Consider the following 12,338-nt stretch of genomic DNA (forward strand, 5'->3'; position numbering starts at 1 on the left):
TGACGATTGTCCAAGGCAAACTATCAGGTGGCAATTTTCTTTGAAAACTGATATAAGGAGACAAGTATGTATGATTTAGAAAAACCTTTACCTTTGGGAGAAAAAGCAATTGATGTGCTTACAGTGGGCGAGGTTTTAGTAGACATGATTGATCTTGAAGGGAGTTATCATCCTTTCTTTGGAGGCTCCCCTGCTAATATCGCCATGAACGTCAAAGCCTTAGGGGGACGCTCAGCTTTGGTAGCTGCTGTGGGTAAAGATCGTATGGGCGAGTTTTTGAAAGAGACTATCAAACAGCGTGGCCTAACCGATGGCATTATTCAGGAAAACAAGGCATCTACCAGTATGGTTTTGGTCAATAAAACGACTGGCACACCGATTCCTATCTTTTATCGTGGTGCTGATTACCAGCTAGATTACACTAACGAATTGAAAGAACTGGCTTCTGAAAGCAAGATTCTTCATTTCTCATCTTGGCCAATTTCTCAAGAGCACTCTCGTCAAACCATTGAAAGTTTGATTGAACAAGCCAAAGCAGAAGGAACATTGATTTCCTTTGATCCCAACTATCATCCTGGTCTCTGGCAAGAAGGACATGATGGCGTTGACTACATAAAAGAGTTGATTAAATATGTAGATATTATCAAACCTTCTGAAGATGATGCCGAACGCATTTTTGGACCTGACACTGTTGACAATCAAATCAAGAAATTCCTGGATTTGGGTGCTAAACTGGTCGTCATGACACTTGGCAAAGATGGTCTAGTTGTTGCTAATAAAGAGCAAATGGTTCGTAGAAAAACCAAAGCTACAAAAGTTGTAGATGCGACAGGTGCTGGCGATGCTTTCTGGTCAGGGTTCTACACAGGGCTTTGTAAAGGAAAAACAATTCTAGAAGCTGTAGACGATGGCAGTCGTACCTCAGCCTATAAATTACAGTATGTTGGAGCAGTCGTTGAATTGCCAACATTGGAAAAATTGGAGGATGTATTCAATGGTTAAAAATAAGGTACAACTCATTACCTATCCAGACTCACTAGGTGGAAATTTAAAAGCACTCAAATCAAATCTAGATACTTACTTTCCAAACCTTTTTGAAGGTGGAATCCACATTCTGCCACCCTACCCTTCTTCAGGGGACCGTGGTTTTGCACCACTAACCTATTTTGAAATCGATCCTCAGTTTGGTGACTGGGAGGATGTGAGAAATCTAGCAGAGGATTACGATATTCTTCTTGATATCATGGTTAACCACATTTCTCAAAAATCTCCATATTTCCAAGATTTCTTGAAAAATGGCCGTGATTCTCAATATGCTGATTATTTCTTGACGCTTGAAAAAATCTGGGAAGATGGTGTGCCAGTTCAATCTGATATTGATCAAATGTTCTTGCGTCGCAAAGTACCGTATTCAGAGTTCATTATTGAAAAGACTGGTGAAGTAGAAAAAGTTTGGACAACTTTTGGTAAAACAACCCCATCTGAACAAATTGACTTGGATGTACACTCAGAGCAAGTAAAACAACTGTTTGTCGATATTTTTAAACATTTCCATGATAATGGGGTTAAGATTATTCGACTAGATGCTGTCGGCTATGTTTTGAAAAAACTTGGAACATCATGTTTCTTTGTAGAGCCTGATATCTATGATTTCCTTTACTGGATTCTTGATGTGGCAAAATCTTACGATATTGCCCTCTTACCAGAGGTGCACGCCCATTATTCTATTCAATACAAATTGGCAGAGCATGGTTGCTGGATTTATGACTTTATCTTGCCGTACCGTATTTTTGAGGCTCTTAGTAATGAAGAATCTAAGTTCCTTGTTGATTATCTTCAAACACGTCCACATGGTCAATTTACGATGCTTGATTGCCATGATGGCCTTCCGGTAAAACCAGACTTAGATGGACTTATCGATAGTAAAGATGCTCGTAAGTTGGTTGACTTGGCTTTGAATCGAGGTGCTAACCTCAGTCTTATCGTATCGGATGAGCATAAGGATGAGGATGGTTTTGATGTCCATCAAATTCGCTCAACGATTTATTCTCTCTTTGGTGAAGATGATGATACTTATCTCGCTGCACGCGCTCTACAAGTCTTCACACCAGGTATTCCACAAATCTACTATGTTGGTTTACTTGCTGGTAAGAACGATATTGAAGCAGTTGAAGCACGAGGTGATGGTCGTGAAATCAACCGCCATAATTTTGATGAAAAAGAAATCGCAGCAGCGGCAGAAACTGAAGTGGTTAAACGTTTAGTTAACCTTATCCGCTTCCGAAATCAACACCCAGCCTTTGAAGGTGATTTCACTGCTCAAGCTTCAAGTCCAACCGAATTGGTTCTCTCTTGGGAAAATGGTACTGAACGTGCAAGTTTAACTATTGACTTGAAAGCTAAAACTGGACGTGTGGCTTACACGGAAGATGGTCAGGAAAAAGTCTTCACAATTTAATTATGTTATCTTTGTTATCGATTATTGATAACAGATATATGAAAGTTCTCCCTTATCTCCAGGAGAACTTTTTCAAAATAAAAAACGAAAACGCTTGCACAAATAGATAAGAAGCGTAAAATAAAACTAGCAATGAAAAATGCTTACCTTAACTCAAGAAAGTTAATCTGAAAAGTAAGCAATTAAAAAAATAATGAATGATTTTCGAAAGGAAGACAAGTATGCAAAAACACTGGTGGCATAAAGCTACGATTTATCAAATTTACCCTAAATCATTCATGGATTCCAATGGTGATGGTATCGGTGATCTCAGGGGGATTACAAGTAAACTAGATTATCTTCAAAGACTCGGAATCACAGCCCTATGGCTTTCGCCTGTCTATGATAGTCCAATGGATGACAATGGCTATGATATCGCTAACTATGAGGCTATTGCAGATATTTTTGGAGACATGAGTGACATGGATGAGCTTTTGGCGGAAGCTAAGAAGCGTGATATTCAAATTGTTATGGACTTGGTGGTTAACCATACCTCTGATGAGCACGCTTGGTTTATTGAAGCGCGTGAAAATCCAGAAAGTCCTGAACGAGATTTCTACATCTGGCGAGATAAACCTAATGAGTTAGTATCTATCTTTAGTGGCTCTGCTTGGGAATATGATGAGACCTCAGGCCAATATTATCTGCATTTCTTTAGTAAGAAACAGCCAGACCTCAATTGGGAAAATCCACAGTTGCGCCAGAAAGTTTATGACATGATGAATTTCTGGATTGATAAGGGAATCGGTGGTTTCCGCATGGATGTGATTGATATGATTGGTAAGATTCCAGATCAACTGATTGATACAAACGGTCCAAGGCTTCACGATTACATCAAGGAAATGAACCAGGCGAGTTTTGGCAAGCATGACCTTCTAACCGTTGGTGAAACCTGGGGAGCGACACCTGAAATTGCTAAACAGTATTCAAATCCTGATAATCAAGAACTTTCAATGATTTTCCAGTTTGAACATATTGGACTTCAGCATAAGCCAGATAGCCCTAAATGGGAGTATGAGAGGGAGTTGGATGTTTCAGCACTTAAGGCTATTTTCAATAAATGGCAAACTGAGTTAGAGTTGGGACAAGGGTGGAACTCATTATTTTGGAATAATCATGATCTACCTCGTATTCTTTCAATGTGGGGAGATACTGGTGTTTATCGTGAGAAGTCAGCCAAGGCCTTAGCTATCCTTCTTCATCTCATGAGGGGAACACCTTACATTTATCAAGGTGAAGAAATCGGCATGACCAACTATCCTTTTAGAACTTTGGAAGAATTGAATGACATTGAATCTCTCAACTATGCCAAAGAAGCTCTCGAAAAAGGGGCATCACTAGAAAGAGTCATGGACCAAATTCGTCAGGTGGGTCGTGACAACGCTCGAACACCAATGCAATGGGATGCGTCTAAAAATGCTGGATTTAGCACATCGGATAAGACTTGGCTACCTGTTAATCCGAACTATAAGGACATAAATGTTGAGTCAGCCCTCGCCAATCCAGAATCGATTTTCTATACCTATCAGAAGCTCGTTGCGCTTCGTAAAACTCAAGATTGGTTGGTAGATGCTGACTTTGAACTCTTGGAGACAGCTTCAAAAGTATTTGCTTATATTCGTAAGACTAAAGATAGTAGCTATCTGGTTGTAGTCAATTTATCAGACCAAGAACAAGACTTCTGTTATGATTTCGAAAGAGCAGAAGTTGTCATTGCAAATACCGAATTAGAGCCAATTACAGACCAAGGCAAACTCCAAGCCTGGGATGCCATTTGTGTGAAGATGAAATAAAAAGTGGTTGTCAACCTACAGTTGACGACCACTTTTTAGTCTATTGAGTAATCATGGGTTAGTTGGCAGTTGGATTGTCTTTTCCTTCGTACTACCCCTTAAGGTTAACTTCGTACCCAACATGGTAAGAGTTGGAATTTCTCGTGGGGACAAGACTTGCTTATTGAGGACGTCCATGGCAGTTCGCCCCATTTCTTCAGTGTAGACAGTGACACAAGATAGGGGAGGAAATACCTGTTTTGCCATGATTGTATCGTTAAAAGAAATGATTTGAATCTGATCTGGAACAATGAGGCCAGCTTCTTGAAAAGCTTTGAGTGCTCCAATAGCTAAGCTATCACTTGCGGCAAAAAAGGCATCTGGAAGTTTCTCCTCTGTCTCCAGTTTAGCTTTGATAAGTTCATAACCAGATAGCGCACTAAAGTTTCCTGTCAAAATGAGATTAGCGTCGTAAATTCCCTCTTCAATACAAAAATTGCGATAGGCACGCCGACGTGAATCAGGAATAATTTCTTGCAAGTCGGTTGTCTTCTCCTCACCTGTTAAAAGTCCGATTGATTGACACCCTTGTTTTTTTAAATATTGGAGGGCAGTCTGAACAGCATTTTCAAAGTCAGTTGTCACACAAGGATGTCCCTGAAGTAGGGTATCACTATCTACAAAGACCAGTGATTTACCCAATGATTCCAATTCAGTAATCTGTTCACGACTAAACTTTCCGATACAAAGTATACCTATGACTTCTTCAGCGAGACTAAAAGGAATGTCATTGAAATAACGTAGAATCTCGTAGTCGAGTTCCTGAGCCCTTTTTTCAATGCCGAGTCGAATATTATAATAGTAGATGTCATCTAATTCGTCTTCTTCACTGACCCATTGGATAATGGCAATCTGGTGTTTCTCTTTCTTAAAATTACCGCTTTTTTGGTGTCTAGTGTATCCCAATTCATCTGCCGCAGTTAAAATACGGTGCCTGGTTTCTTCAGTAACGGAAAGGCTTTCATCTTGGTTGAGAACACGTGAAACAGTCGCGATTGAGACCTCTGCTAATGAAGCAATGTCTTTTAATGTAGCCATATTGTTCTCCTTTCATCCAAAGTATATCATAAATTCTAAAATTTTACCTATTTTTTACTAAAAAAACAGTAAAAATATTGATTTTCCTTGTGAAAGGGGTTACACTGTTAGTGTAAAAAAGAATAAGCGAGGAAAATTCTATGAAAACAACACAACTAAGAGAAGCTTTTAAAGAAGTCTTTGGAGTAGAAGCAGATCATACTTTCTTTTCACCTGGTCGTATTAATTTGATTGGTGAGCATACGGACTACAACGGTGGTCACGTCTTTCCAGCAGCCATTACCCTAGGTACTTACGGAGCAGCCCGTAAACGTGATGATAAAGTTTTGCGTTTCTTCTCAGGTAACTTTGAAGATAAGGGCATCATCGAAGTACCACTTGAAAATCTTCGTTTTGAAAAAGAACACAACTGGACAAACTATCCAAAAGGTGTTCTTCATTTCTTGCAAGAAGCTGGGCATACAATTGATTCAGGTATGGATATTTACGTTTATGGTAACATTCCAAATGGATCAGGTTTGTCATCATCATCATCTTTGGAATTATTGATTGGTGTTATTGCTGAAAAACTATTTGACCTTAAATTGGAACGCCTTGACTTGGTTAAAATCGGTAAGCAAACGGAAAATGACTTTATCGGCGTAAACTCTGGTATTATGGACCAATTCGCTATTGGTATGGGAGCTGATCAACGTGCGATTTACTTGGATACCAATACTTTAGAGTATGACTTGGTGCCGCTTGACCTTAAAGACAATGTTGTAGTTATCATGAACACTAACAAACGTCGTGAATTGGCAGATTCTAAATACAATGAACGTCGTGCTGAATGTGACACAGCTGTATCTGAACTTCAAGAAAAACTTGATATCCAAACACTTGGTGAATTGGAGCTCTGGACATTTGATGCATACAGCTACTTGATTAAAGATGAAAATCGTATCAAACGTGCCCGTCACGCAGTTCTTGAAAATCAACGTACACTTCAAGCTCGTAAAGCTCTTGAAGCAGGAGATTTGGAAGGCTTTGGTCGTCTTATGAATGCTTCTCACGTATCATTGGAACATGATTACGAAGTTACAGGTCTTGAACTTGATACTTTGGCACACACAGCATGGGAACAAGAAGGTGTTCTTGGAGCTCGTATGACAGGAGCGGGATTTGGTGGATGTGCCATCGCACTTGTAAATAAAGATAAAGTTGAAGATTTCAAAAAAGCAGTTGGTCAACGTTATGAAGAAGTCGTTGGTTATGCACCAAGCTTCTATATTGCTGAAGTAGCTGGTGGTTCACGAGTACTTGATTAATGAGAAAGAAGTAGAGATTATGGCTGAAAATTTAGTAAACGCTTTTGTAACTTTGGTTATTGAAAACAGTGACTATGAGGAATTAGACCGTATCTATTTGACAAACAAAGTTTTTGCTTTGGTTGGAGAGGGAGTTGCTGATGTTGAAACTGAAAGCTCTGAATTGATTGACCTTAAAGACCAGTTGCTTCAAGCAGGTGTTAAAGCTGGTTCTGTAGGTGAACTTAATGAAGAACAAGATATCATCGGTGCTCAACTCATGGACTTGATTACACCAAGCCCTAGTGCTGTCAATCGTAACTTCTGGGATACCTATAAATCAAACCCAGAGCAAGCAATTGCTGACTTTTATGTACAAAGTAAACGAAATGATTATGTAAAAGTTAAAGCTATTGCACAAAACATTGCTTATAAAGCACCTACTAAATACGGTGACTTGGAAATTACGATTAACCTTTCAAAACCTGAAAAAGATCCCAAAGCCATCGCTGCAGCTAAAAATGCGGTAGCTTCTGATTATCCAAAATGCCAACTTTGTATGGAAAATGAAGGTTATCTAGGTCGCATCAATCACCCAGCACGTAGTAATCACCGTGTTATTCGTTTCCAAATGGAAGGAAATGACTGGGGCTTCCAATATTCACCATATGCTTACTTTAATGAACATTCTATCTTCTTTTATGGTAAGCACGAACCAATGCACATCAGTCCATTGACGTTTGGTCGTCTCCTATCAATTGTTGAAGCATTTCCTGGTTACTTCGCAGGTTCAAATGCCGATCTTCCAATTGTAGGTGGTTCAATTCTTACACACGAACACTATCAAGGTGGTCGCCACACTTTCCCAATGGAAGTAGCAGGCATTAAAGAAAAAGTTAGCTTTGATGGATACTCTGATGTTGAAACTGGTATTGTTAATTGGCCTATGTCAGTTCTTCGTTTAAGAAGTGAAGATAAGGAAAGACTTATTGCTCTTGCAACCAAAATTTTAAATTGCTGGCGTGGTTATTCAGACGAAAAAGCTGGAGTCTTAGCTCAGTCTGATGGACACCCTCACCACACCATTACCCCAATTGCTCGTAGAAAAGACGGCAAATTTGAATTGGATTTGGTTCTTCGTGACAATCAAACTTCTGAAGAACATCCAGACGGTATCTACCACCCACATAAAGATGTTCAACATATTAAGAAAGAAAACATTGGTTTGATTGAAGTTATGGGATTGGCCATTCTTCCTCCTCGTTTGAAAACAGAACTTAAAGATGTTGAAGATTATCTATTAGGTCAAGGTAACCAAGTTGCTCCAATTCACCAAGAATGGGCAGATGAACTCAAAGCTCAAAATCCGAATGTTACGGCTGAGGAAGTGACAGAAGTTGTTCGACAATCTGTTGCAGATATCTTTGCTCGTGTACTAGAAGATGCAGGTGTTTATAAGACTAATAGTGAAGGCTTAGATCAGTTTAAAGCATTTGTAGATTTTGTAAATTTAGCTGATTAATTGTTTTTTCTGAAGAAAGGAGATAAGAAATGGCAATTTTAGTATTAGGTGGAGCTGGTTATATCGGTTCTCACATGGTTGATCGCTTAGTTGAAAAAGGTCAAGAAAAAGTAGTAGTAGTAGATAGTTTGGTAACCGGTCACCGTGCTGCCGTACATCCAGATGCTATTTTCTACCAAGGCGATCTCTCTGATCAAGATTTTATGAGAAAGGTCTTCAAAGAAAATCCTGATGTTGATGCCGTTATTCACTTTGCGGCCTATTCATTGGTTGGTGAATCAATGGAAAAACCACTCAAATATTTTGATAACAATACAGCTGGAATGGTTAAATTGCTTGAAGTTATGAACGAATGCGGTGTTAAATACATTGTCTTCTCATCAACAGCAGCAACTTACGGTATCCCAGAAGAAATTCCAATTCTTGAAACAACACCACAAAATCCTATCAACCCATATGGTGAGAGCAAGCTTATGATGGAAACCATTATGAAGTGGTCAGACCAAGCTTACGGCATCAAGTATGTCCCTCTTCGTTACTTTAATGTGGCGGGTGCCAAACCTGATGGTTCTATCGGAGAGGATCACGGTCCTGAAACCCACCTCTTGCCAATTATTCTCCAAGTAGCTCAAGGTGTTCGTGAAAAAATCATGATTTTTGGTGATGACTACAACACTCCTGATGGAACAAATGTTCGTGACTATGTTCACCCATTTGACTTGGCTGATGCTCACCTCCTTGCTGTTGAATATCTTCGTAAAGGTAATGAATCTACAGCCTTTAACTTAGGTTCATCAACAGGTTTCTCAAACCTTCAAATTCTTGAAGCCGCTCGTAAGGTAACTGGTAAAGAAATTCCAGCTGAAAAAGCTGATCGTCGTCCTGGTGATCCTGATACATTGATTGCTTCATCTGAAAAAGCACGTACAGTTCTTGGATGGAAACCACAATTTGATAACATCGAAAAAATCATCGCAAGTGCTTGGGCATGGCATTCTAGCCATCCAAAAGGGTACGATGATCGAGGATAATTAAAATAATAAACAAAGGGTCAAAGAGTATATATAATTATTGTACTCTTTGTTTTTTGAGGAAATAATATGAAAATAAACTGCGAAATTATTGGAAAAGTTGATTCAGGCGATGTCAGTAAAATTTCAATGGAAAATAATAATGGTGTTGTCATTTCCACACTCACAACAGGTGCCACACTTCAGGAGTTTTTGGTTCCAACGGAAACTGGTGCTCTTAAAAATATAGTACTTGGTTTCAGTGATTACGAGGATTACTATAAGAATAATTTATGTGCCTGCCAGTCCATTGGTAGGGTTGCTGGAAGAATTGGGAAAGCTTCGTATACTCATAATATGGTTCTTTATAGCCTTCCTAAGAATGAGGGAGAAAACTGTTTACATGGCGGTCCAAAAGGAATGCAGGTTCAAAATTGGAACTATGTCACAAACCTGAATGATGAATATGTTGAGACAAAATTTATTAGAAGACTTTATTCAAGTGTAGATGGCTTTCCTGGTGATGTTACAGTCTCTATTAGTTATAGACTTAACAATAATAACCGCTTAACAATACTCTTTGAAGCCTTCGATGTTACAGAGTCAACAGTCTTTAATCCGACAAACCATGTTTACTTTAATCTTAGCGACAAACAGGATTTATCAAGTCATGAGTTACAAATCTATTCAGACTATCGTTTAGAGTTGGATTCTGAGTTAATTCCAACAGGACAAAAAATTAATGTAGATGGAACGAATTATGATTTCAGAAAGACAACTGACTTGCTACCTCGAATTGAAGCAAATAATGGTTTTGATGATGCCTTTGTAGTTGGAGGGGAAACTTGTGATCATGTGAAAGAAGTAGCTGTTCTCCATGATAAAGAGAGTGGAGATGGTATCGAAATCTTCTCAAACAGAAATGGTTTAGTTATTTATACTATGGATATTATAGAGGATAATATTTACTTTGCGAGAGATCGAGGAACAATTGCAAAAGGACGAGAAGCTATAGCTATGGAAGCTCAAACACTCCCAGATGCCGTTAATCATACAGATTTTGGAGATATCATCTTGGAGGAGGGTCATAGTGTAAGCTATGAAATCGGTTTCCAATATTTTAATTCATCAAAATAACCATATTTTAGTAAAAGTTTAGTAAAAAACCACTAAAACTATTGACGATTTAAACTAATACTTATATAATGTAAGCGTATTCAAAAAACAACTAACAGGAGGTTTTCGTAATGGGAAAATCTAAAGGTCAAATGAAGTCTCGTCTATCCTATTCAGCTGGTGCTTTTGGTAACGACGTCTTCTATGCAACGTTGTCAACATACTTTATCATGTTTGTGACAACTCACTTGTTTAACACAGGTGATCCAAAGCAAAATAGTCACTACGTACTATTAATTACTAACATCATCGCTATTTTGCGTATCTTGGAAGTATTTATCGATCCATTGATCGGTAACATGATTGATAACACTCATACTAAGTATGGTAAATTCAAACCATGGGTAGTTGGTGGTGGTATCATCAGTTCTATCGCCTTGTTGCTTCTCTTCACCGATTTAGGTGGTTTGAATAAAACAAATCCTTTCTTGTACCTTGTACTTTTCGGAATTATCTACCTTGTAATGGATGTCTTCTACTCAATTAAAGATATCGGTTTCTGGTCAATGATTCCTGCCTTGTCTCTTGACAGTCATGAACGTGAAAAAATGGCAACTTTTGCCCGTATTGGTTCTACGATTGGTGCCAATATTGTAGGTGTTGCCATCATGCCAATCGTTTTGTTCTTCTCTATGACGAACAGTAGTGGTTCTGGAGATAAATCTGGATGGTTCTGGTTTGCATTTATCGTTGCTCTCATTGGTGTGATTACATCAATTGCTGTTGGTATTGGTACACGTGAAGTTGAGTCAAAACTTCGTGATAACAAAGAAAAAACTAGCCTTAAACAAGTCTTTAAAGTTCTTGGTAAAAACGACCAATTGATGTGGTTGTCTCTCGGATATTGGTTCTATGGTCTTGGTATTAATACACTTAATGCTCTTCAACTTTTTTACTTCACATTTATCCTTGGTGATCCAGGGAAATATTCAATCCTTTACGGATTGAATACAGTTGTTGGTTTGGTTTCAGTTTCACTCTTCCCTAGCCTAGCTGGTAAATTCAACCGTAAACGTTTGTTCTATGGATGTATTGCAGTAATGCTCGGTGGTATCGGAATCTTTAGTATTGCAGGAACATCACTTCCAATGATCTTGACTGCTGCTGAACTCTTCTTTATTCCACAACCTCTTGTGTTCCTTGTTATCCTCATGATTATCTCTGACTCAGTAGAATATGGTCAATGGAAATTGGGACACCGTGATGAATCACTTACTTTGTCAGTTCGTCCACTTGTTGATAAACTTGGTGGTGCGATGTCAAACTGGCTTGTTTCTACAATTGCCGTAGCTGCTGGTATGACAACAGGTGCCTCAGCATCAACAATTACAACACATCAACAGTCTATCTTTAAGCTTAGCATGTTTGGTTTTCCAGCAGCAGCAATGCTTATCGGAGCCTTCATTATTGCTCGTAAAATCACTTTGACTGAAGCACGTCACGCTGAAATTGTTGAAGAATTGGAACATCGCTTTAGCGTAGCAACTTCTGAAAATGAAGTTAAAGCTAACGTCGTATCTCTTGTAAACCCTACAACTGGCCATTTGGTTGACCTCTCAAGTGTTAATGATGAACACTTTGCTTCAGGTAGCATGGGTAAAGGTTTCGCCATTAAACCTACTGATGGAGCTGTCTTTGCACCAATTAGTGGTACCATTCGTCAAGTTCTTCCTACTCGCCATGCAGTTGGTATTGAAAGTGAAGATGGTGTCATTGTTCTTATCCACGTTGGTATCGGAACAGTTAAACTTAAAGGTGAAGGATTCATTAGTTACGTAGAACAAGGTGATCGTGTTGAAGTTGGACAAAAACTTCTTGAGTTCTGGTCACCAATTATTGAGAAAAATGGTCTTGATGACACAGTACTTGTCACTGTAACCAATTCAGAAAAATTCAGTGCTTTCCATCTTGAACAAGAAGTTGGAGAAAAGGTAGAAGCTTTGTCTGAAGTTATTACCTTCAAAAAAGGAGAATAAT

The 12,338-nt window shown here is 38.8% G+C and carries 9 protein-coding genes; 8 read left to right on the forward strand and 1 reads right to left on the reverse strand.

What is annotated here, in order from left to right; all coding sequences use genetic code 11:
* Window positions 1-66: 66 nt before the first annotated feature.
* From V471_RS06195 to dexB, 3 genes are all read left to right on the forward strand, one after another.
* Window positions 67-1,002, forward strand: a complete 936-nt coding sequence (locus tag V471_RS06195; protein WP_084871259.1) for a carbohydrate kinase family protein — start codon at window positions 67-69, stop codon at window positions 1,000-1,002.
* On the forward strand, window positions 995-2,458 hold the full coding sequence (gene gtfA, locus V471_RS06200; RefSeq protein WP_084871260.1) for a sucrose phosphorylase: 1,464 nt from the start codon (window positions 995-997) through the stop codon (window positions 2,456-2,458). The genes V471_RS06195 and gtfA overlap by 8 nt, the downstream gene beginning before the upstream one ends.
* Before the next feature lie 221 nt (window positions 2,459-2,679).
* The gene (gene dexB, locus V471_RS06205) at window positions 2,680-4,290 is read left to right on the forward strand and encodes a glucan 1,6-alpha-glucosidase DexB (protein WP_084871261.1); all 1,611 of its coding nucleotides are present in this window, start codon (window positions 2,680-2,682) and stop codon (window positions 4,288-4,290) included.
* Between the two features lie 51 nt (window positions 4,291-4,341).
* On the opposite strand, the gene V471_RS06210 is transcribed toward dexB, so the two are convergent.
* A complete protein-coding gene (locus V471_RS06210) occupies window positions 4,342-5,367 on the reverse strand; it encodes a LacI family DNA-binding transcriptional regulator (RefSeq protein ID WP_045772297.1) in 1,026 nt (341 codons plus the stop codon).
* A 140-nt stretch (window positions 5,368-5,507) separates the two neighbouring features.
* On the opposite strand from V471_RS06210, the gene V471_RS06215 reads away from it, so the two are divergent.
* From V471_RS06215 to V471_RS06235, 5 genes are all read left to right on the forward strand, one after another.
* Window positions 5,508-6,674, forward strand: a complete 1,167-nt coding sequence (locus V471_RS06215) for a galactokinase (RefSeq protein WP_084871262.1) — start codon at window positions 5,508-5,510, stop codon at window positions 6,672-6,674.
* A 19-nt stretch (window positions 6,675-6,693) separates the two neighbouring features.
* Window positions 6,694-8,175 carry a UDP-glucose--hexose-1-phosphate uridylyltransferase gene (galT, locus tag V471_RS06220; protein WP_045772299.1) on the forward strand — a complete coding sequence of 494 codons (1,482 nt, stop codon included), beginning with the start codon at window positions 6,694-6,696 and terminating at the stop codon, window positions 8,173-8,175.
* 29 nt (window positions 8,176-8,204) lie between these two features.
* Window positions 8,205-9,206 (forward strand): UDP-glucose 4-epimerase GalE, encoded by a 1,002-nt coding sequence (gene galE, locus V471_RS06225; RefSeq protein ID WP_014632921.1) that lies wholly within the window; start codon window positions 8,205-8,207, stop codon window positions 9,204-9,206.
* A gap of 69 nt (window positions 9,207-9,275) precedes the next feature.
* Window positions 9,276-10,322: an aldose epimerase family protein gene (locus tag V471_RS06230; RefSeq protein WP_014634731.1), complete on the forward strand. Its 1,047-nt coding sequence runs from the start codon at window positions 9,276-9,278 to the stop codon at window positions 10,320-10,322.
* A 110-nt stretch (window positions 10,323-10,432) separates the two neighbouring features.
* Entirely contained in the window at window positions 10,433-12,337 is a 1,905-nt protein-coding gene (locus V471_RS06235; RefSeq protein ID WP_014632923.1) for a PTS sugar transporter subunit IIA, read from the forward strand.
* Window position 12,338: the final 1 nt, after the last annotated feature.

The organism is Streptococcus salivarius (assembly GCF_002094975.1).
GTDB lineage: Bacteria > Bacillota > Bacilli > Lactobacillales > Streptococcaceae > Streptococcus > Streptococcus salivarius_D.